The sequence below is a fragment of the Photorhabdus akhurstii genome (assembly GCF_018448925.1).
GTDB classification, from domain to species: Bacteria; Pseudomonadota; Gammaproteobacteria; order Enterobacterales; family Enterobacteriaceae; genus Photorhabdus; species Photorhabdus akhurstii.
In genome coordinates this window covers 126228-147650 of the sequence record NZ_RCWE01000001.1, presented here as the reverse complement: position 1 = coordinate 147650, position 21423 = coordinate 126228, and the positions used below count along the sequence as shown (strand labels likewise).

Annotated in this window: 19 protein-coding genes and 1 pseudogene; 7 read left to right on the top strand and 13 right to left on the bottom strand. The window is 42.7% G+C overall.

Translation table 11 applies throughout. The features are described 5' to 3' along the window. Positions 1-30 precede the first annotated feature (30 nt). Positions 31-2358: a ComEC family protein gene (locus EAE93_RS00660; RefSeq protein WP_044467025.1), complete on the bottom strand. Its 2328-nt coding sequence runs from the start codon at positions 2356-2358 to the stop codon at positions 31-33. A gap of 615 nt (positions 2359-2973) precedes the next feature. Here EAE93_RS00660 and EAE93_RS00655 point away from each other — a divergent pair. After that, the gene (locus tag EAE93_RS00655) at positions 2974-3786 is read left to right on the top strand and encodes a 2OG-Fe(II) oxygenase (protein WP_036806796.1); all 813 of its coding nucleotides are present in this window, start codon (positions 2974-2976) and stop codon (positions 3784-3786) included. Between the two features lie 4 nt (positions 3787-3790). Continuing rightward, positions 3791-4426, top strand: a complete 636-nt coding sequence (locus tag EAE93_RS00650; protein ID WP_036806793.1) for a LysE family translocator — start codon at positions 3791-3793, stop codon at positions 4424-4426. A 37-nt stretch (positions 4427-4463) separates the two neighbouring features. Here EAE93_RS00650 and EAE93_RS00645 read toward each other — a convergent pair whose 3' ends face one another. The 12 genes and pseudogenes from EAE93_RS00645 to ansB form a co-directional block, all read right to left on the bottom strand. After that, complete coding sequence (locus EAE93_RS00645; RefSeq protein WP_036806791.1) at positions 4464-4841, bottom strand: HepT-like ribonuclease domain-containing protein; 378 nt, start codon at positions 4839-4841, stop codon at positions 4464-4466. Beyond that, on the bottom strand, positions 4838-5128 hold the full coding sequence (locus EAE93_RS00640) for a nucleotidyltransferase family protein (protein WP_036806788.1): 291 nt from the start codon (positions 5126-5128) through the stop codon (positions 4838-4840). Before EAE93_RS00640 ends, EAE93_RS00645 begins: the two co-directional genes overlap by 4 nt. 110 nt (positions 5129-5238) lie before the next feature. Next, entirely contained in the window at positions 5239-5496 is a 258-nt protein-coding gene (locus tag EAE93_RS00635; protein WP_036806785.1) for a bacteriocin immunity protein, read from the bottom strand. Between the two features lies 1 nt (position 5497). Continuing rightward, a pseudogene (locus EAE93_RS25250) lies at positions 5498-6713 on the bottom strand (S-type pyocin domain-containing protein); the annotation flags it as partial. 237 nt (positions 6714-6950) lie between these two features. Further along, on the bottom strand, positions 6951-7235 hold the full coding sequence (gene ihfB / locus EAE93_RS00620) for an integration host factor subunit beta (protein ID WP_011145915.1): 285 nt from the start codon (positions 7233-7235) through the stop codon (positions 6951-6953). A gap of 65 nt (positions 7236-7300) precedes the next feature. Next, positions 7301-8974, bottom strand: a complete 1674-nt coding sequence (gene rpsA, locus EAE93_RS00615) for a 30S ribosomal protein S1 (protein ID WP_036781169.1) — start codon at positions 8972-8974, stop codon at positions 7301-7303. A 179-nt stretch (positions 8975-9153) separates the two neighbouring features. After that, positions 9154-9837 (bottom strand): (d)CMP kinase, encoded by a 684-nt coding sequence (gene cmk, locus EAE93_RS00610; RefSeq protein ID WP_214038849.1) that lies wholly within the window; start codon positions 9835-9837, stop codon positions 9154-9156. 179 nt (positions 9838-10016) lie between these two features. Continuing rightward, positions 10017-11303 carry a 3-phosphoshikimate 1-carboxyvinyltransferase gene (gene aroA, locus EAE93_RS00605; protein WP_214038848.1) on the bottom strand — a complete coding sequence of 429 codons (1287 nt, stop codon included), beginning with the start codon at positions 11301-11303 and terminating at the stop codon, positions 10017-10019. A 121-nt stretch (positions 11304-11424) separates the two neighbouring features. Further along, positions 11425-12513, bottom strand: a complete 1089-nt coding sequence (gene serC / locus EAE93_RS00600) for a 3-phosphoserine/phosphohydroxythreonine transaminase (RefSeq protein WP_214038847.1) — start codon at positions 12511-12513, stop codon at positions 11425-11427. A gap of 171 nt (positions 12514-12684) precedes the next feature. After that, positions 12685-13176, bottom strand: coding sequence for a GNAT family N-acetyltransferase (locus tag EAE93_RS00595; protein WP_200883250.1), 492 nt, complete (start codon positions 13174-13176; stop codon positions 12685-12687). Positions 13177-13184: 8 nt separating this feature from the next. Next, positions 13185-13460: a type II toxin-antitoxin system TacA family antitoxin gene (locus tag EAE93_RS00590; protein ID WP_036781182.1), complete on the bottom strand. Its 276-nt coding sequence runs from the start codon at positions 13458-13460 to the stop codon at positions 13185-13187. 169 nt (positions 13461-13629) lie between these two features. Beyond that, positions 13630-14673, bottom strand: coding sequence for an L-asparaginase 2 (ansB, locus tag EAE93_RS00585; RefSeq protein ID WP_214038846.1), 1044 nt, complete (start codon positions 14671-14673; stop codon positions 13630-13632). Between the two features lie 138 nt (positions 14674-14811). Here ansB and ycaO point away from each other — a divergent pair, with 138 nt between their 5' ends. From ycaO to EAE93_RS00560, 5 genes are all read left to right on the top strand, one after another. Further along, positions 14812-16575, top strand: coding sequence for a 30S ribosomal protein S12 methylthiotransferase accessory factor YcaO (ycaO, locus tag EAE93_RS00580; RefSeq protein ID WP_040149170.1), 1764 nt, complete (start codon positions 14812-14814; stop codon positions 16573-16575). Positions 16576-16894: 319 nt separating this feature from the next. Next, positions 16895-17752 carry a formate transporter FocA gene (gene focA, locus EAE93_RS00575; protein WP_214038845.1) on the top strand — a complete coding sequence of 286 codons (858 nt, stop codon included), beginning with the start codon at positions 16895-16897 and terminating at the stop codon, positions 17750-17752. A 55-nt stretch (positions 17753-17807) separates the two neighbouring features. Next, complete coding sequence (pflB, locus tag EAE93_RS00570; protein ID WP_214038844.1) at positions 17808-20090, top strand: formate C-acetyltransferase; 2283 nt, start codon at positions 17808-17810, stop codon at positions 20088-20090. A 79-nt stretch (positions 20091-20169) separates the two neighbouring features. Next, positions 20170-20910, top strand: a complete 741-nt coding sequence (pflA, locus tag EAE93_RS00565) for a pyruvate formate lyase 1-activating protein (RefSeq protein WP_040149173.1) — start codon at positions 20170-20172, stop codon at positions 20908-20910. A 140-nt stretch (positions 20911-21050) separates the two neighbouring features. After that, positions 21051-21332, top strand: coding sequence for a hypothetical protein (locus EAE93_RS00560; RefSeq protein ID WP_214038843.1), 282 nt, complete (start codon positions 21051-21053; stop codon positions 21330-21332). Positions 21333-21423: the final 91 nt, after the last annotated feature.

The following is a 21423-nucleotide window of genomic DNA, read 5'->3' as shown; positions in this document are numbered from 1 at the left end:
TTACCAACACAAAAGAAATAGCGGGTTATTCTACTCATGATCACCACGAATACCAAACCACTGATGATACCAACGTGACATAATTTGTTGCCTATAGCTCATCATTTCAACATGATCGCCATAAAAATAACCCGTTATCTGCCCGGATACTGCGGTACTACGCCATTCTGCCCCGGCTTTACGATAACGTCGCTGCACCTTAACCGAAGGGAGTCGCCACGGGCTATAACGTGCAACAGAGGCCAGTGCATATTGTGGTGAGACGGTATGAATAAAAGCGGCTGTAGATGAGGTATTACTACCATGATGTGGAACTTGCAATATGGTCGATTTTAAATTCTCTTTTTCTATTCCCAATAGCTTGTATTCCCCTTGTTTTTCCAGATCTCCGGTCAAAAGTAAGCTATGTTTGCCATCATCTACCCGAATGACACAGGATTCGTCATTACCTGCGTGTAATGATCTTACCGGCGGCCATAATACACGGAAGCTCAACTCTTGCCAGCGCCACTGTTCACCGCGTATACATGGAAGATGTCGCTGATTGATTAAAGAACTTCTCACAGCAATACCAGGATATTTTTGTTGTAAGAATTCCAATCCGCCCGTATGGTCAAGATGATCATGACTGATAATAATCTGCTCTGGCGTTAATCGATGCCAACGCAAATAAGGGACAATCACTCTTTCAGCCATACTGCCGGTTTCCCAACGATTACCGGTATCAAAAATCAGCGCTTTGCCATCTTTTTCAATGATAACCGCAAGACCATGCCCAACATCCAGCATAGAAAATCGCCACAGATATTCTTCATTGCGCCTCAAATAGCAGAGCATTATCCCCAAAGAAATAGCAATCAGTAACTTATATGATTGCCACCAAGCAAATCGCCAAATAATGACAACAAACCAACCAATAAACGTTATTAAGAAGGGAAAACGGCCAGTTTCACTCCATGATTGTTGCAAAACTGGCAAAGGAATTAAAGAGAAGGTTACAGAGTAATCGACCAATTGCCATAATAAAGCGTGAATAAAGGAACAAAAATTGCTTATTAATGCCAGCATAATCAACGGAACAGTAATAAAAGAGATGATTGGCACGGCCCAGAAGTTAGCCAATAAAGCAGAAAAATTGACGCCATGAAATAATAATAGCTGGAGAGGAATAAGCATCAGCATCATACCCATCTGCATATATAACCCACGCAGCCATAGCCATTTCCAACCATAACGAAATGGCTCAATCAACGGCGCCCAAAAGAACCAGAACATTAGCGCCATCACAGCAAAGAAAGAGAGCCAGAAGCTATCAGAAAGCACAGTCAGGGGATCAAATAAGAGAATCATTGCGGCTGTCCACAATGCCCACTGCCAAGGGAAACAGAGAATATTTTTGTAACGTAAATATAGCCAGAGCGTTAAACCTAGTAATGCACGAATAGCCGGAATGCCCCAACCCGATAACCAGACATAATTTATTGCCACTATCCAACCAGTAATCAATGGAAATCTGTGCCCTATCCAGTGCACGGGAAAGAAGAGTTGTAATAATCTTGCCACCCACCAACCAAACATACTGGCAACGGTAATATGCAACCCGGAAATAGCCATAAGATGAGCCGTACCTGTTTGTTGCAATAATAAATTATCCTCCCTACTTAACCACCGACGCTCTCCGAATGCTAATGCCATCGCAATACCACTATGTTTCAATTCACGAATATCCGGTGCAATATGAGTGACTAATCGCTGACGTAAGTTACATTTCCCGTCAATTAATTCAGCATGAATGACTTTCCCTGTTAAAGGCTGACGGATAGCCAATGCCCTACGCTGGCTATCATATCCCCCCTGATTTAGCTGACTATGAACCGGTCGCAATTTCATTTTCAACAGCCATTCTTGACCAGCACACAGAGATTCGGGCGAAATATCCCAAGAAGCGGAAACATACAGTGGCGGAAAAACAACTCTGTTTTCATTCTCAATAATACGCAGAATAATCCTGCCTTGCTCTTCATTATCTAATGATAAGCTTTCAATAATAACTCGAGATAAATGCACTTTCTCACTAAAATAGATTATCTGTTCGAGCAGATGATTTCCCTGCCAGCACCCAATAAGAAATGCCAGTAATGAAATTGAAATCATTCGGCAAAGACAAAATGGCAAGAATAAACAGAATAGCGCCAGTAATAGCAATGTAATAATCTGCCATTTCCGTGGTAACTCCGGTAGAAAAAGCAAGGGTACAATACCGATAATAATAGCTATTGCAGCCTGATTCACGCTAATGATTGGTATAGGTTGTTTCCAATTTTTCGTTATCTTGTTTGTCAAAACTGAAAACCACATCCTTATTCATCCTTACTCTTTTATTTTTCCAGCAGAGTATTCCTTATTTTTTACAATGCCGCCAGAAGCATAAGAAAAATTATCAAACACCTTCGCAGATTAATTTCAGGCTAGCAATCTTTTCAAAAATATATGCGAACAGCTTCGCAAATACAGAAAACCCCACCTACTCATTACTTAACAAATGTTATATATTGGTCGCAAATCCAATATTGCTATACTGATATCAAATAAAATATTTCGTAAGGTTTTGTCTGTAATCCTCATTACAGACATAAATAAACATTATAAGTTATCATGAACTCACAAGAAGTTACATTATCCACTTATTATTATAATTAAATATTAAATTCATTTTTGAAATTATTAACCAAATCTATGAATTAATAGAGCAATCAACCTAACCATATGTAAAACAATAGAAATTATTATTATCAGACATTACTTTAGTTATTGATCACTAAATTAGTGAAACTACTTAAATGACTGTCCACTTTTTGTTTTGTGATTACGATCGCATTGATTAAGTTTAAATAACATTAAATTAATGTTTCCATTCTATTTTTATATGGAAAATAATCAAAAAATCATGTTAAATACAATAAGGTGGTTTTTATGAAAAACAAAATAATTGTATCTGACTCTCTGCAAGAACATCATCTTACTAAACTATTTAATGATGAAGTGTTAGCAATCCATATAAAGAAATATGTTGATAGCTCTCTTGCAGACAAGCTCTCTGATTTTTTCCTCTCCCACGAAAATCTAGAATGTCATCCTCATGATTTGAAAAAAGGAGATGAAGTTGTTTTAGTTGATTATGGTGTTGATAGAATCGGTCCATCTTACAATACAACTTTTGGCAAATCCAAAGATAGCGATAGCTATAAAAAATACTTTGAAAATGCACTACCTGCCATCAGAAACGTCAGAAATTTCTGTGCTCCAGTATTAGCCCCTTTCGATAAATTTCGTTTAGAACTGGATGAAATATGGTCCGCCGGGGCCAGTATTGCCAACTTTGAAGGTAAAAAGATGCATGCGGGTATTGCCAGAGTGATGAACAGGCCAGAACGCTCTTTCATGGTTGAAAAGCAACCTCATTTTGATGGCCTTCAACAACAATCGGTCAATTTGTTGGGGCAATTCTCAGTGAATATCTATATAAGCATGCCTGCAACTGGAGGAGAGTTAGAGCTGTGGGATGTTCCTGAAATCCCTATTACTGAGTTAATCGAAGATAATGCAGAAAATGATTGGCGAGGCACGCTTCCGCCATCCGTCCTTATTAAACCAGAACAAGGAGATTTGATCATAATAAACACCAGGAAACCCCATGCTATTCGTAGTTTTCCCGAGGGGTGCAGAATATCATTACAAAGTTTCATTGGATTATCACTAAATAAACATCTCATGTTATGGAATTAATTATATGGTTGATGTAATCAGTACATTAGGAACATTTTTTCTTTTAGGATTGGGAGCTGCGGCTCCCGTTGGCCCTATAAATATCGAAATTATGCGTAGACACTTGAATATCAGTTGTCTTCACGCAGTAGTTTTTGGTTTAGGCGCCTGTTTTGCCGATATAATTTATTTATTACTCTTAGGTTTTGGTATATTGCAATTGTTTTCCAATACTATTTTCATGCCTATTTTGGGTTTTTTAGGGGCATTAATGGTCATTTGGTTTGGTATTACCAGCTTCATAAATAAGAAAAATGAGGAAAATATCAATATCATCTCCAAACCCTATCATAGGCAATTTTTTGATGGTGTATTGTTAACACTATTAAATCCATATAATGTTATTTTCTGGCTGTCTGTCAGTGCACAACTGAACAATATTGCATCAGGTAAATATAGTTTAGCTATTGGTGCAACAGGGACAATTATTGGCGTTATTGTTTGGGTTGCCTTTATTAATACTGTGATATTCTTCTCCAGGAAAATGCTCAGTCACCGTGTTATCAAGTTTATTAATTACACCAGCGGTGTAATCCTCATTATGCTTGGAATTTATTTCTTTTCATATTCAATAACATTATTTAATCTGAAATTTTCTTAAGTCAGGAAATGCTATGCCTGAGGGTCCAATAACGTTTTTAGTCAAACGAAATTTCGTGGGAATCCTTAGGCATTAATTCTAGAATTTGCTGGTAAAGCCCCGGTAGAGCACTGTGGATCGTTTTCCAGACAATCTCAAGATCCACCTTGAAGTAGCCATGAGCCAAAGCATTACGCATCTGGTAAGCAAACGACAATGGCAATTCAGGGTTAGCAATGGCGAAATCGGGATAATGTTTCCCAATGTTGTTACTGGCCTCGCCGATGATCTCGAAGTTGCGAATCACGGCATCCTGTACCAACCGGTTGTTAAGGAACGCCAGTTCGTCCATGTCTTCCGTGTAGCTGTCGATACGCTTGATGGCTTCGAGGATGTGCGCCAGATAGTCGACAAGGCGCTGCTGATCACGGCTCATACAGGCACCGCCTCGGCAAGAACAACCGCCCTGAATTTCTCTGGTAGTGCCTTCGGGGTCAGCACATCCACTGGCACACCGAGCAGTTGCAACAACTCGTGCCGGATCGCGCCAATGTCAAAAAGAGTGGTTTCCGGCGTCGGGTCAATCAGGATGTCCAAGTCACTGTCCTCAGTGTCATCACCGTGTATAACAGACCCGAAAACACGGGCATTACGGGCTCGATGAGACTCCACTACGCGACGGATGGCCTCCCGATTAGCAGCTAAGGCTATTGATGGTTTCATGCCATTAACTCCACAACAAAATCTAGTTTTATAATATGGGGGTACCAGGGGGAAAGCAATACTAAGGTCCTCTTTCCATCAGTAATGTCGGTACCAAGTGACCAGGCTGGTTATTCTTTAAAGCCCGGTTTACCATTTCTGGCTCGCCATTCTTTTACTACTTTAAGCACACCTTCCGGGCTATCTTCAATGCCATCTTCAGGATAATACAATAAATCTGTACCTCCAGGATATTCTGAGACTCTCACAATATTGTTTACGATTGCATCGTGCTCTGCCTCAGAAGAATATTTCCCCTCAAAGATCATGCTAATTAATTCTAAAAACTCCGTTTCAGTATATTCTTCTAACTTACTTTTTAATTCCATCCTATTTTTCCTCTTTATTAGAATGAATTTCAATATGTCGCTTCGGAGTTATTACTCGCAGATTATCGAGTCCATAAACAGAGCCATCATCTTTAATAAACTGAACATGATGTATTTCATATTTTTGTCTACTACCTACTTGCTCTAACTTAGGTGAATAAGGAGACAAACTGTTTTTCATATCTTCTTGATTGGTTCTTTTAAATTGTTTAGACAACTCAGGATCATTACCAACCTCTTTCCAAAACGCCCTTCTGAAATCATCGAAGTTATTAAATGTCCTTCCTCGCAACTTATCCGCTATCTGACTGGGAATCGGTGCGCCCATATCTTGTCCTGCAAGACTTAACCAGTTACCCTCAACCAGTGACCACTCCCGGTTGATTTCGAGGGGTATTAAACATCACATAGATCGGTTTAATACCTAAATTGGCTGGAAATACCAGAATATAATCGCGGAAATCCTTCTCTTCCGGTATGGGCAACGATTCAATATCGCTACCCACCTTATCTGGAATCGGTAATACCGTTATCTGCGACGGAATAAACGGCTGTTCCTCATTCCCGGTATGCGGTGGAACCTTGAATTCCTGTTCGCTTGGTGTCCATAGAATCGTTGGCCGATTTTCTCCCTGTTCCCAGAACTCGTAATTACCGGTGGCCTGATTCAGTTTCATCATACGAACCGGCACTTTATCCAAGCCACTTTCCGGACTGACATGATACCCCTGAACCGTTATCCTGCCGCTTCTTTCATCTCTTATCCAGCGAAAACGAATACGGGTCGGCGCTTTACCAAACTGTTCTGCAATTTCACTAAGATGATGCTGGTTTAAGTAATCTTCTTCGCCTTCATTTAATCTGGATGAATAAAACAGCCCCATTAATCCGACTGTCAACGGATTTGGTACCGCCAGCCAGCGCCCGGCGCTGGTAATGCCGCCACCGATGTAACGCATTACCAACGCTTCACTATCTGCTATAGCGCCACGAGTAGTTGCAGCCACAGCGATAGCAGCAGCTTCCGCTTTATCTTTGCTGCCGCTAAGCCACCGTTTATACCACGGTAATTTTTTATCCTGCGATTTATCCGGTTTGGGTGGATGTTTGTTATCCTGCGGAGACTGTTCAGGTTTTGATACCGTTACCGGAGCAGGAGATAACGGAACCTGATATATCGCCATCCTACCAAAGTTATTTACCGGTTCAGTCTTGGTTTCGCATGCAAGTGATTTCTGAGGACACAGGACCGGGGACAGGGGACAGGGGACAGGGGACACAACGTCAAATTGACAGGATTATGGGGAAGGTTTTCTCAGTATAAAAGTTAGCTCTTTTTATATGAGCCTTGATTAGATCAAAAAAGTGCTGACCAAAAGGCCAGCACTTTGTTATGAATCTAAAACAGCATCGAAACACCGTTTAGAATAAGCAATAACTTGTTATCTTCAAACTTAATCGTAGATATTCACGCGATCACGCAACTCTTTGCCAGGTTTAAAATGGGGAACGTATTTACCTTCCAGCTCCACTTTATCACCGGTTTTAGGGTTACGACCTACGCGCGGAGCACGGTAGTGAAGAGAAAAACTGCCGAATCCGCGCACCTCTATACGTTCGCCATCTGCCAATGTTATTGCCATATGGTCGAGTATTTCTTTCACTGCATCTTCAACGGTTTTGGCCGAAATATGAGATTGCTGGCCAGCAAGTCTTTCAATTAATTCAGACTTGGTCATGAGTACCTCCCTAAACTACCGCACTTGGATAACACTTACGTGTTATCCACCGTTATTCACTTGAATTATTCGCCTTTCGCTGCTTTGAAAGCTTCAGCCATTGCATTGTTTGCAAAGTTTGCGTCTTCTTGTTTGTTCACAGAAGCGATAGCGTCTTTTTCGTCAGCTTCGTCTTTTGCGCGAACAGACAGGTTGATAACGCGGTTTTTGCGATCAACGCCAGTATATTTAGCTTCAACTGCATCACCCACGTTCAGAACCAGTGTTGCATCTTCAACACGGTCACGAGAAGCTTCTGATGCACGCAGGTAACCTTCAACGCCGTCAGCTAGTTCTACTGTCGCACCTTTAGCATCAACCGCGGTAACTTTACCATTAACAATAGCGCCTTTCTTGTTCACAGACAGGTAGTTATTGAATGGATCTTCTGCCAGTTGTTTAATGCCCAGAGAGATACGCTCACGTTCTGCATCTACTTGCAAAACAACAGCCGCGATTTCATCGCCTTTTTTGTATTCACGAACTGCTTCTTCTCCAGCAACGTTCCAAGAGATGTCAGACAGGTGAACCAGGCCATCAATGCCGCCATCCAGACCAATGAAGATACCGAAGTCAGTAATAGACTTGATTTTACCTTCAACACGGTCATTTTTGTTGTGAGTTTCAGCAAACAGCTGCCACGGGTTAGCTTTACACTGTTTCAGACCCAAGGAGATACGACGACGTTCTTCGTCGATATCCAGAACCATAACTTCCACAACGTCACCAACGTTAACCACTTTGGATGGGTGGATGTTTTTGTTGGTCCAATCCATTTCTGAAACGTGTACCAGACCTTCAACGCCTTCTTCGATTTCTACGAAGCAGCCGTAATCAGTCAGGTTAGTTACGCGACCAGTCAGTTTAGTGCCTTCTGGATAACGCTTAGCGATTGCTACCCAAGGATCTTCGCCCAGTTGTTTCAGGCCCAGAGATACGCGGGTACGCTCGCGGTCAAATTTCAGTACCTTAACTGCGATTTCGTCGCCCACATTGACGATTTCACTTGGATGCTTAACGCGTTTCCAAGCCATATCAGTAATGTGCAGCAAGCCATCAACGCCGCCCAAATCAACAAATGCGCCGTAGTCAGTGAGGTTCTTAACGATACCTTTAACTTCCATACCTTCTTGCAGGTTTTCCAGCAATTGGTCACGTTCCGCACTGTTTTCAGATTCGATAACAGCACGACGAGAAACCACGACATTGTTGCGTTTCTGATCCAGTTTGATGACTTTAAACTCAAGCTCTTTACCTTCCAGGTGAGTTGTATCACGAACTGGACGAACATCAACCAGAGAACCAGGCAGGAATGCACGGATACCGTTCAGTTCAACAGTAAAACCGCCTTTTACTTTGCCGTTGATGATGCCGGTAACAGTTTCTGCATCTTCGTAAGCTTTTTCCAGCATCAGCCACGCTTCATGGCGTTTTGCTTTCTCACGAGACAGAACAGTTTCACCGAAACCATCTTCAACAGCGTCTAGAGCAACATCAATTTCATCACCAACCTGGATTTCCAGCTCACCCTGAACATTTTTAAACTGTTCTACAGGAATAGCGGATTCTGATTTCAGACCTGCATCAACTAATACAACGTCTTTATCAATAGCAACAACGATGCCGCGAACGATAGCACCTGGACGAGTTTCAATAGATTGCAGGGATTCTTCAAAGAGTTGAGCAAAAGATTCTGTCATGTTAATGATCTTCAAGATTTTAATTTAACGTCCATTTAGCTTCCCGCCGAATGGGGTTGTTTTACATGCCCCGCTACGATTCCTGTAACAGGGTTGTTTAGTTTGCGGAAAAATTCTCTACCCGCGTACCCAATTTTTAGTACATCGTCACCAATTATAAGCTAAAAACTTAAAATCGTTCAGGTAATTGAAAGAATTTTTTTCGCATAATTTAGCGCCTGGTCGATAACTTCCTCGATAGACATACTGGTTGAATCCAATATTAATGCGTCTTCAGCCGACGCTAATGGTGCAACTGCCCGGTTACGGTCGCGGTAATCACGCTCCTGTATCTCGGACAAAAGACATTCAAAGTTAACACTAAAGCCTTTTTCCTGCAACTGTAGCATACGTCTGCGCGCGCGTTCTTCTGCGCTGGCATCAAGGAATATTTTCACCGGGGCATCAGAAAACACCACGGTTCCCATATCACGGCCATCGGCAATCAAGCCCGGCGCAACCCGAAAAGCACGCTGACGCCGCAACAAGGCTTCACGAACCCGAGGGAAAGCAGCCGCTTGCGAAGCAGTATTACCGACCGTTTCAGTTCGGATCTCATTACTAACATCCTCGCCTTCAAGCATCACACTGAGCTTCCCTTTGCCAGGGACAAAACGTACATCAAGATTAGCAGCCAGAGGAACTAGCGCATCTTCAGACTGGATATCCACCTGATGATGAATCGCGGCCAGTGCCAACACTCGATAAATAGCTCCTGAATCAAGCAGTTGCCAGCCTAAAGCCTCTGCCAATGCCTGGCATAGCGTTCCTTTACCTGCGCCGCTTGGCCCATCAACAGTTATTACTGGGGCTATCGCCACCATTATTGTTCTCCTTTAGCATGGCAAGTTAACACTTCACCAGATGCTGAATATTTACTCAATAAAATAATCAATATCTGCCGTTTATTATATGCACTCAAAGAGTGAACGAAATAAGCGCATGCCATGTAGATAGATTTTGCTCAAAGAAATACGCTTTATTGAATCATAATAATCGATAATTATGACTTTCGCTGGCTTAATCTCTCCAATTGATCGAAATAGTTGGGAAAAGTCTTTGCTGTACAACCTGGATCGAGAATGGTAACTGGTGTATCGGACAGTGCCACCAACGAGAAACACATCGCCATTCGGTGATCATTATAGGTGCCAATTTCAGCCGGTAATAATCTTGATGGCGGTGTGATGCGAATGTAATCAACCCCCTCTTCCACCTCTGCGCCGACTTTACGCAATTCAGTCGCCATCGCATGGAGCCGATCCGTCTCTTTTACCCGCCAGTTGTATATATTGCGAATGACGGTCTCCCCTGCCGCAAACAACGCCGTGGTTGCAATGGTCATAGCCGCGTCAGGGATCTCATTCATATCCATATCAATGCCAGTAAGGGTGCCACGTTCACATTCAACAAAATCATCACCCCAACGAATTTTCGCCCCCATTTTTTCCAGCACATTGGCAAATTTGGTATCCCCTTGCAGGCTATGTTTACCAATTCCGGTCACCCGTATAGTGCCGCCTTTAATTGCTGCGGCCGCCAGAAAATAGGAAGCAGAAGAGGCATCACCTTCAACCAAATAGCAACCCGGAGAAACGTATTGCTGTTGGCCTTTAATATGGAAAATCTGATATTGATCGTGATTTACGCTAATACCAAAACTTTTCATCAACGCCAGAGTGATATCAATATAAGGTTTGGAAACCAATTCTCCCTGAATATGAATCTCAGAATCATTTTCTGCCAATGGCGCAGCCATCAGCAATGCGGTCAGAAATTGGCTGGAAACACGGCCATCTACCATTACTTTGCCGCCGATAAAGCCGCTTTTGATGTGTAGCGGTGGATAATTTTCCTGCTCCAGATAATCAATTTCCGCCCCACCTTGACGCAAAGCATCCACCAGGTGACCAATCGGGCGCTCTTTCATTCGGGGTTCACCAGTAAGAACAACGTCATTTTTGCCCAGGCACAACGCGGCGGTTAGAGGACGCATTGCCGTGCCGGCGTTACCCAGAAACAGTTCTACCGGCCCTTTATGGGTAATTAACCCACCAATACCGTCAACTTCACAACGGGTACGATCATCAGATAAACGATAACTGACCCCCAATGCAGCCAAGGCATTGAGCATATGGCGAATATCATCACTGTCCAACAAGTTAGTTAAGCAGGTAGTACCTTTGGCAAAAGCCGCCAGTAATAGCGCACGGTTAGAAACACTTTTTGACCCTGGCAGGTTAATAGTTCCACTAATGGAGGAAATAGGTTGTAGCATCAGGGATTGCATAAATAACAGGCTCTCCGATTCTCGATTACATTAATTATAAATGAGTCATTTTTACGTTCGAGGAAATATTTTTTTACCTTGAATAGACCGGGAACCGTTGTTCCCGGTAATGGTTGGCAAATTAGCCGTTACGACGCTCAAAATCAGCCATAAAATCAACTAAAGCCTGAACCCCTTCTATCGGCATCGCATTATAAATAGAAGCACGCATACCGCCGGCAATCCGATGTCCTTTCAGTGCCTGCAACCCTTGTGCATCAGCCTCTGCCAGAAATTGGCTATCCAGTGAAGCATCAGCCATCTGGAACGGCACATTCATCAGGGAACGATTTTCAGGAGCAACCTGGTTGCGATAAAAATCACTGTTATCAATCGCGCTATAAAGCAGTTCAGCCTTAGCCTGATTACGTTTCGCCATCTCTTGTACACCGCCTTGCTCTTTCAGCCATTTGAAGACCAAGCCAGAGAGATACCAGGCAAACGTCGGCGGTGTGTTGAACATGGAGTCATTCTCCGCCAAAACAGCATAGTCAAAAATAGACGGGGTTTCTTTGCGGGCTTTGCCTAATAAATCTTCACGCACAATAACCAATGTGAGGCCCGCAGGACCAATATTCTTCTGCGCTCCCGCATAAATCATACCGTAACGGCTAACATCCAACGGCCCGGAAAGAATAGAAGAAGAGTAGTCGGCAATAATCACTTTATTATCATCAAAATCTGGTTGTTCATGAATGGCGATACCATCAATAGTTTCATTCGGGCAATAATGAACATAAGCCGCATCATCGCTCAATGACCATTCACGCATTGGTTTAACGCTTTTCAAGCCATTAATTTCGGTTTTGATATTAATCACATTCGGCGCACAATATTTTTGGGCTTCTTTAGCTGCACATGCAGCCCAATAACCGCCATCAATATAATCGGCTTTAACATTATCACCCAGCAAGTTCATCGGAATAGCGGCAAATTGACCGCGGGCGCCGCCATGACAGAACAATACTTTATAGTTTTCAGGCACTGATAATAGATCTCGCAAATCATTTTCAGCCTCCTTTGCTACCGCGATAAACTCCTTACCGCGGTGACTGATCTCCATAATTGAAGTCCCAATACCATTCCAGTTGCATAGCTCCTGTTCAGCTCTACGCAATACTTCAATCGGTAACATAGCGGGACCTGAACTGAAATTATATACCTGATTCATTTACCTCACCTTATTCTGACGAAATAACAATGATTGATAGCAATAAATAATCTGATATATCGGTTGTACCATTCCCATTTCATTGCTGCAATGGTTATTCAAACGTTGAACAAAACTATCGCAAAAATAGCCAATAAACTTGTTCATTCAGCGCTATTACAAGTGAACCACTTATTTTTTACCTTTTTTATCTACAGCTATGAGAGGAAGGAATAATGTGAATGGCGAATCGGGTAAAGCAATAAATCCATGATGTCGGTAAAATCGCACTGCATTATCATCTTTTGCATCAACAAGCAGCGCATAAGACGCAATTTCGGCACGAATGGTCCTCTCAATAGCATCAGCTAGCAATGCTCCACCGAGTCCCTGACTTCTAAATGTCTGATCAACGGCCAACCTCCCCATCCGTACTGCCGGTACTGTTGGGTATCGTGGCAATTTCTTAATAGTAGCCGTAGGGAGGTTGGTCAACTGGATACCGGCAGCAGCCAGAGTATAATATCCCGCTACCCGGTGATCATGAAGCGCAACAAAACAAGCTGCTACGCGGCGCCTAACATCCTGACCAACCTGTCTCTGAAAGTAACCATCTAGAAATTCTGAACCACTGTAGAACGAATCACGATCGTGTTCTTCGTTGAGTTGCATAACATCAAACATCGTGGAACTCATTCTGATCGTAACAAAGAGCGGCGCCGTGCGAATGCACGTTCAAGCGCTGGAGTAGGTTCCGGTGGATTCAGCAATGCCTGCGCAAAACATTGCTGATCGGCCAGAGACAAACGGAATACTTCTGACTGCTCAATTGCGCGTTGCGCCGCATCCTGTGCAGCAGACACAACAAAATCAGTCATAGTACGTCCTTGAATTTCAGCAGCCCGTTTAATCAGGGCATGTAGCTCAGGATTCATACGCGCCTCAAAACGCGCGGTGGAAGTAGCCATAATTGACCTCGACTAAAATTATCCGGCAAATTTCCGTACAAATAATATCTTAGCTACTTTTTGAGCAGAATACTACTTTCAACTGCTAGTTTTAATCAGCACATTCCCTCGCTATAGAGCGCGGAACTCCGTCACCCACGCGCCCTATTTGTTATCTCTGAATCACGAATCAATATTTCACAAACATCTCGTGAATTTTCACCGGATCATGCGTTTCAGTCAGCGCCAATTGTAAAAGTACTTTGGCCTTTTGCGGATTCAGACGTTCAGAAGCGACAAAGCCGTACTTACTATCATCCACTTCCGCATCCTGAGTAACATATCCGACCGGTACACGGCTTGATCTGACGACCACAACCCCATCTTTAGCCGCTTGGGCCAAAGTATCAAAAATCGCCTTGTACATATTACCGTTGCCTACACCGGCGCTGACAATGCCTTGGTAGCCATCTTTCAGCAGAGCTTTCGCCGGCAGATCAGACGCATTGGCGTAGTTATAAACAATGCCTACTTTCGGCAATTTATCGAGTTTACTGACATCAAAAATAGCCTGATTGGCTCTCGGTTTAGCGTCAGCATAATAATTGACTTTGCCATTATGAACAAAGCCCTCAGCACCGGCATTAATTGGCTGGAATGCCTGAACTTCGGTGGTGCTCATTTTCACCACAGTGCGCCCACTGATAACCGCATCATTCATTGCCATTAATACACCACGCTTGGCTGATGCTTGATCACCGGCAACCACCACAGCGTTATACAGATTTAACGGGCCATCGGCACCAAGCGCCGTAGATGGGCGCATCGCGCCAACCATGACTATCGGCTTCTGGCAGTGGGTAGTGAGATCGAGGAAGTAAGCGGTTTCTTCCATCGTGTCAGTACCGTGGGTGATAACAAAACCATCGGTTTTGTCACAATCAGCGTTGATTCTTTTCGCTAGCGTCAACCACACCTGATCATTCATATCCTGCGAACCAATACTAACTACCTGCTCACCTTTTAGGTTGGCGATATTTTTGATCTCAGGAACAGCATTGACTAATTCATCAATAGCAACCCTTCCAGCAACATAATTGGATTGGATTGCAGACTTCCCGCCACCCGCAATAGTCCCCCCCGTCGCCAAAAGTGTAATATTTGGTAAAGCAATAGCAGAACCACTAATTAATACCAATAAACTGGCTAAAGCTGTGTGTTTCATCTTTTTCATGCTTCTTCCTTAATAAAAAATATCCTGTTAGATTATGGATGATGATAACAATAAATCTGTGATACATACCAGACTTTAGCTACTGAAAAAAAACTCGTATGATGAGCGCCCCATAACGAGCACTCATAAGTGAATACCATGACGCAAACCTTTATTCCCGGCAAAGACGCCGCACTGGAAGACTCAATCAACCGTTTTCAGCAAAAACTGCAACGCCTTGGTTTTAATATTGAAGAAGCTTCATGGCTGAATCCGGTTCCCAATGTCTGGTCAGTTCATATCCGCGACCGCGATTGTCCTCTCTGTTTTACCAATGGCAAAGGCGCCAGCAAGAAAGCCGCTTTAGCTTCTGCTTTAGGGGAGTATTTTGAACGCCTGTCAACCAACTATTTTTTTGCTGACTTCTATTTAGGAGAAGCTATCGCTAGCGGTGATTTTGTCCATTATCCCAATGAAAAATGGTTTGCTTTACCGGACGATGATTCTTTACCAGAAGGCATTCTGGATGACCGGTTACGTAAATTTTATGATCCTGAGAATGACTTATGCGCCAGTCAGTTAGTTGATTTGCAATCAGATAATGAAGAGCGTGGTATCTGCTCACTACCGTTTACTCGTCAATCTGATCATCATACCGTCTATATTCCGATGAATATTATTGGCAATCTTTATGTTTCCAATGGTATGTCAGCCGGTAATACTATGAATGAAGCCAGAGTTCAGGGACTATCTGAAGTTTTTGAACGTTATGTGAAGAATCGTATTATCGCCGAAGGCATCAGCCTGCCAGAAATTCCCCAAGAAGTGATGAATCGTTATCCTGGTGTTGTTGCCGCGGTTAACAAATTACAGGATGAAGGTTTCCCACTCTATTGTTATGACGCCTCCCTCGGTGGGCAATTCCCGGTTATTTGTGTAGTGCTGTTTAATCCTAATAACGGAACCTGTTTCGCCTCTTTTGGAGCACATCCTGAATTTGGTGTGGCACTGGAACGTACTGTGACCGAATTATTACAGGGTCGCAGTTTGAAAGATCTGGATGTGTTCAATGCGCCCACTTTCGATAATGAAGAAGTGGCAGAACATACCAATCTGGAGACTCACTTTATTGATTCAAGCGGTTTAATCAGTTGGGATTTGTTTAAACAAGATGCTGATTACGCGTTTACTGACTGGAATTTCAGCGGCACGACAGAAGAAGAGTTCGCCACTTTGATGGCAATCTTCAAACAATTGGATGCCGAAGTTTATATTGCTGACTACGAGCACCTCGGTGTTTATGCCTGCCGTATTCTGGTTCCGGGGATGTCTGATATTTATCCTGTGGAAGATTTACATCTTGCTAATAATACGATGGGAACCCATCTACGGGAAACTTTATTAGCATTACCGGATAACCAATGGCAAGCCGAAGAATATCTGGCACTAATTGATCAATTAGATGAAGAAGGTTTGGATGATTTTACCCGTGTCCGTGAATTGCTTGGTATTGCGGTGGGTAAAGATAATGGCTGGAGCAATTTACGTGTCGGTGAATTGAAATCCATGTTGGCACTGGCTGGCGGTGATTTGGAACAGGCTTTAATTTGGGTAGAGTGGACTCAAGATTTTAACGCCTCAGTCTTTACCTCCGAACGCGCTAATTATTATCGCTGTTTGCAAACACTGCTTTTACTTGCTCTGGAAGAGGATAAAGAGCCGACACTATATTATCAAGCATTCGTAAAAATGTACGGGCAAGATGCTGTCGAAGCAGCATCAGCAGCTATTTCTGGTGAACACTGTTTTTATGGCCTGTGGTCAGTTGATTCAGATTTAAAATCACTGCCCGCTCATCAGGCTTTATTAGCCGCTTATGAGAAACTGCAAAAAGCAAAACGCGATTTCTGGAACGCAAAATAAAACTGTAGAAAAGACAATTCATAATTAAAAGTAAAATTCAGGTTAAATTAAATTTATTTTCAACAACAAATAAACAACAATTTAGCCTGTAATTTTACTTATCAAATGCCCTACCAATAGGTTAAATAAAAAAATATCATAATTTTTAAAATTTTTTTATTACATTAAAATCAATCAATTAATTGGAATTTCAACCATTTTCATTCCCCAAAACAGAGTCTACTGTCAGGGGATTATGATCTATATCAATTTTCCTTCTTCAAGCCTTTGTTACTATCGTTACGTACCGTAACTTATTAATGATAAAGAGAATGTTGGTATGAAAGCTGACAACCCCTTTAACCTATTACCACCTGCGGTAATGACGCAAATCGCCAATGACATTGGTGTTTATAAAACCACTAAACCTGTCGCCATTACTTATCTGTCAGCAATAACTGCCGGGGTTTTTATTTCCATTGCATTTGTCTTTTATATTACCGCGACTACAGGAACCGCATCTGTCCCTTATGGATTAGCTAAATTAGTTGGCGGTATCTGCTTCTCCCTTGGATTAATGTTAGTTGTCGTGTGTGGCGCAGATTTATTTACTTCCACTGTGCTAACGATTATTTCCAAAGCGACCGGGCGTATAACCTGGCATCAAATGATTAAAAACTGGATTGACGTTTATCTCGGTAATTTGATTGGCGCGTTATTTTTCGTCGCCATTATCTGGTTTGCCGGTCAATATCGTATTGCCGACGGATTATGGGGCTTAAATGTCTTGCAAACAGCAAACCATAAAATGCATCACTCTTTTATTGAAGCGCTATTTCTAGGTATTCTCGCCAATTTAATGGTTTGTCTCGCGGTTTGGATGAGTTATGCCGGACGTAGTTTAATGGATAAAATATTTGCCATGATCTTGCCAATAAGCATGTTTGTTGCCAGCGGCTTTGAGCACAGTATTGCGAATATGTTTTTAATCCCGCTTGGTATTATTATTAAGCATTTCTCACCAACTGAGTTCTGGATTAATATAGGGGCGACACCTGAACAATTTTCTCAACTCACCACTTCACACTTTATTACTGATAATTTAATTCCGGTCACTATTGGTAACATTATCGGTGGTGCCGTTTTGGTGGGTTTAACTTACTGGTCAATTTATCTGCGTAATGGGCAAAAACATTAATTCGCTCCCTTATTTAGTTTCTCAAAAGTTCGATTATTATAAAGGTAGAAGTATCATGACTGAATTAAATAAAAAATTCTCTGTCGCATGGCAAGGTTTTAATCAGGGGGATTGGCAGAATGAAGTCAACATTCGTGACTTCATTCAAAGAAACTATACGCCATACGAGGGTGATGAATCTTTCCTGGCAGGTTCGACAAAGGCGACCGATACCTTATGGGAAAAAGTCATGGAAGGTATCAAAATCGAAAACCGCACTCACGCACCGGTTGATTTTGATACTGATGTTGCTGCTACTATTACCTCCCACGATGCAGGTTACATCGAAAAAGATCTGGAAACTATTGTTGGCCTGCAAACGGAAGCCCCATTAAAACGTGCGCTGATCCCATTTGGCGGCATCAAAATGGTGGAAGGCTCATGCAAAGTTTATGGTCGTGAACTCGATCCTAAATTGAAACAGATTTTCACTGAATACCGCAAAACGCATAATCAGGGGGTTTTCGATGTTTACACGCCAGATATTCTGAAATGCCGAAAATCCGGGGTTCTGACCGGTCTACCTGATGCCTATGGCCGCGGTCGCATTATTGGCGATTACCGTCGCGTTGCGGTATACGGCATCGATTTCTTACGTGATGATAAATTAGCTCAGTTCAATTCATTGCAGGAAAAACTGGAAAACGGTGAAGATCTAGCAATGACTATTCAATTGCGTGAAGAGATCGCTGAACAACACCGTGCTCTGGGTCAGATTAAAGAGATGGCGGCTAAATATGGCTATGATATTTCTGGCCCCGCCACTGACGCTAAGGAAGCGATACAGTGGACCTATTTCGCTTATCTGGCGGCGGTTAAATCTCAAAATGGCGCCGCGATGTCTTTCGGTCGTGTTTCCAGCTTCCTGGATATCTACATCGAACGTGACCTGCAAGCAGGTAAGTTGACAGAAGTTGAAGCACAGGAATTGATCGACCATCTGGTGATGAAACTGCGTATGGTGCGTTTCCTGCGTACCCCTGAATATGACGAACTGTTTTCCGGCGACCCAATTTGGGCAACAGAATCGCTGGCGGGTATGGGGTTGGATGGCCGCACACTGGTGACTAAAAACAGCTTCCGTTTTCTGAATACCCTATACACGATGGGCCCATCACCAGAACCTAACATGACCATCCTGTGGTCCGAAAAACTGCCGATAAATTTCAAAAAATTCGCGGCAAAAGTGTCTATCGATACCTCATCTTTACAATATGAGAACGATGATCTGATGCGCCCCGACTTCAACAACGATGATTACGCTATCGCTTGTTGCGTCAGCCCGATGATTGTGGGTAAGCAGATGCAATTCTTCGGCGCCCGCGCGAATCTGGCAAAAACTATGCTGTACGCTATTAACGGCGGTGTGGATGAAAAACTGAAAATGCAGGTTGGCCCGAAAGAAGAACCTATGAAAGATGCGGTGCTGGATTACGATAAAGTGATGGCCCGCATGGACCACTTTATGGATTGGCTGGCAAAACAGTATGTTACCGCATTAAACATCATTCACTATATGCATGATAAATATAGCTATGAATCTGCACTGATGGCGCTGCACGACCGTGATGTTTACCGTACTATGGCCTGTGGCATTGCCGGTCTGTCTGTCGCCGCTGACTCGTTGTCTGCCATCAAATATGCCAAAGTGACACCAATCCGCGATGAAAATGGTTTGGCGGTTGACTTCAAGATTGAAGGTGAATATCCACAATTTGGCAACAACGACTCACGTGTCGATGATATCGCCTGTGATCTGGTTGAACGTTTCATGAAAAAAATCCAGAAACTGAATACTTATCGCAACGCAGTACCTACGCAATCCGTTCTGACCATCACTTCTAACGTAGTATATGGTAAAAAAACCGGCAACACCCCTGACGGGCGTCGTGCCGGCGCGCCATTTGGACCCGGTGCCAATCCAATGCATGGTCGCGATCAAAAAGGCGCCGTCGCCTCTTTAACCTCTGTGGCCAAACTGCCCTTCGCCTATGCGAAAGACGGAATATCTTACACCTTCTCTATCGTACCGAACGCGTTGGGCAAAGATGATGAAACACGTAAAACTAACCTGGCAGGTTTGCTGGATGGTTATTTCCACCATGAAGCTGAAATTGAAGGTGGTCAGCATCTGAACGTCAATGTGATGAACCGTGACATGCTGCTCGATGCGATGGAAGATCCTGAAAAATATCCTCAACTCACCATCCGGGTATCGGGTTATGCCGTACGTTTCAACTCACTGACTAAAGAGCAACAACAGGATGTGATTACCCGTACTTTCACCCAATCTATGTAATAATTTGTTAACAAAGGCCCTGAATTCTGGGGCCTCTATTTCTATTCGTTTATCCTGCCAGTTTTGGAGCAAACCTGTTATGTCGGTACTTGGTCGTATCCACTCTTTCGAATCCTGTGGCACCGTTGATGGCCCCGGTATCCGGTTTATTGTTTTCTTTCAGGGCTGCCTGATGCGCTGCCTCTATTGCCATAACCGCGACACATGGGATACCCACGGCGGCAAAGACGTGACTGTTGAAGAGTTGATAAAAGAAGCGACAACCTATCGTCACTTTATGAACGCTTCCGGTGGAGGTGTTACTGCATCAGGGGGCGAAGCAGTTCTTCAAGCTGAATTTGTACGTGATTGGTTCCGAGCCTGTCATGCCGAAGGTATTCATACTTGTCTTGATACTAATGGATTTGTCCGCCGCTATGGTCCGGTTATTGATGAATTGATGGATGCAACCGATCTCGTGATGCTCGATTTGAAGCAACTTAATGATGAGATCCATCAGAAATTAGTCGGCGTTTCAAATCATCGCACCTTGGAGTTTGCCCGCTATTTGGCTAAACGTAACCAGAAAACCTGGATCCGCTACGTTGTGGTTCCAGATTGGTCCGATGATAATGAATCCGTTCATAGGCTAGGGGAATTTACCCAAGATATGAAAAATATTGAAAAAATCGAACTTCTGCCTTATCACGAACTCGGTAAACATAAATGGATTACTATGGGCGAGGAATATCAATTAGAAGGAGTGAAACCACCTGTAAAAGAGACAATGGATAGTGTAAAAAACATTCTGGAAAGTTATGGTCATAAGGTTGTGTATTAACTAAATTATTTAATTTCCATCTCTGAAATGACGTTTAAAAACAGAAGGAAAAACCATCTTAAATATCAAACCCTAGCTTGCCAGGATCAAACTGTGCGCACAAGTGGATATAGTATTTGGGATAAAAAGGTTTATTAAAAATGGACTTCATATTAAGCAGAGATCGCAATAGAAACAGTGAATATTATTCAACAATGGGCAGTCTTGCAGCTAGGTCAGTAAATGAATCAGCATTATCTTCATCAAAATCTATTAAAGATAATATTTTAAGAATGAAATTTCAGAATGAAGTCAAATCATTCACTCATCACCAAATTGAAATTATTAATAGCTCATCATCCGACTCATTAAAACAGCAAAAGGTCGCCTCAGAAGATAAAGCTAATCACCCCCGCTCTTTCATTCCAGAAGTGACATTTTAAAGTTGCAATAACACCTTCATAATATCAATGGTTTTTAATCATTGCATTATGTGACAAATTCTCCGGTATCAGAATTTGTAAATTTTGATAC

What these genes read in the sequence shown, in the direction of transcription:
- aroA (WP_214038848.1), bottom strand. Translation starts at nt 11,303, where the DNA reads ATGCAATCCCTGATGCTACAACCTATTTCCTCCATTAGTGGAACTATT.
- ihfB (WP_011145915.1), bottom strand. Translation starts at nt 7,235, where the DNA reads ATGACCAAGTCTGAATTAATTGAAAGACTTGCTGGCCAGCAATCTCAT.
- serC (WP_214038847.1), bottom strand. Translation starts at nt 12,513, where the DNA reads ATGAATCAGGTATATAATTTCAGTTCAGGTCCCGCTATGTTACCGATT.
- EAE93_RS00650 (WP_036806793.1), top strand. Translation starts at nt 3,791, where the DNA reads ATGGTTGATGTAATCAGTACATTAGGAACATTTTTTCTTTTAGGATTG.
- EAE93_RS00640 (WP_036806788.1), bottom strand. Translation starts at nt 5,128, where the DNA reads ATGAAACCATCAATAGCCTTAGCTGCTAATCGGGAGGCCATCCGTCGC.
- EAE93_RS00635 (WP_036806785.1), bottom strand. Translation starts at nt 5,496, where the DNA reads ATGGAATTAAAAAGTAAGTTAGAAGAATATACTGAAACGGAGTTTTTA.
- focA (WP_214038845.1), top strand. Translation starts at nt 16,895, where the DNA reads ATGAAAGCTGACAACCCCTTTAACCTATTACCACCTGCGGTAATGACG.
- cmk (WP_214038849.1), bottom strand. Translation starts at nt 9,837, where the DNA reads ATGGTGGCGATAGCCCCAGTAATAACTGTTGATGGGCCAAGCGGCGCA.
- ansB (WP_214038846.1), bottom strand. Translation starts at nt 14,673, where the DNA reads ATGAAAAAGATGAAACACACAGCTTTAGCCAGTTTATTGGTATTAATT.
- EAE93_RS00595 (WP_200883250.1), bottom strand. Translation starts at nt 13,176, where the DNA reads ATGTTTGATGTTATGCAACTCAACGAAGAACACGATCGTGATTCGTTC.
- pflA (WP_040149173.1), top strand. Translation starts at nt 20,170, where the DNA reads ATGTCGGTACTTGGTCGTATCCACTCTTTCGAATCCTGTGGCACCGTT.
- rpsA (WP_036781169.1), bottom strand. Translation starts at nt 8,974, where the DNA reads ATGACAGAATCTTTTGCTCAACTCTTTGAAGAATCCCTGCAATCTATT.
- EAE93_RS00590 (WP_036781182.1), bottom strand. Translation starts at nt 13,460, where the DNA reads ATGGCTACTTCCACCGCGCGTTTTGAGGCGCGTATGAATCCTGAGCTA.
- EAE93_RS00560 (WP_214038843.1), top strand. Translation starts at nt 21,051, where the DNA reads ATGGACTTCATATTAAGCAGAGATCGCAATAGAAACAGTGAATATTAT.
- pflB (WP_214038844.1), top strand. Translation starts at nt 17,808, where the DNA reads ATGACTGAATTAAATAAAAAATTCTCTGTCGCATGGCAAGGTTTTAAT.
- EAE93_RS00660 (WP_044467025.1), bottom strand. Translation starts at nt 2,358, where the DNA reads ATGTGGTTTTCAGTTTTGACAAACAAGATAACGAAAAATTGGAAACAA.
- EAE93_RS00655 (WP_036806796.1), top strand. Translation starts at nt 2,974, where the DNA reads ATGAAAAACAAAATAATTGTATCTGACTCTCTGCAAGAACATCATCTT.
- EAE93_RS00645 (WP_036806791.1), bottom strand. Translation starts at nt 4,841, where the DNA reads ATGAGCCGTGATCAGCAGCGCCTTGTCGACTATCTGGCGCACATCCTC.
- ycaO (WP_040149170.1), top strand. Translation starts at nt 14,812, where the DNA reads ATGACGCAAACCTTTATTCCCGGCAAAGACGCCGCACTGGAAGACTCA.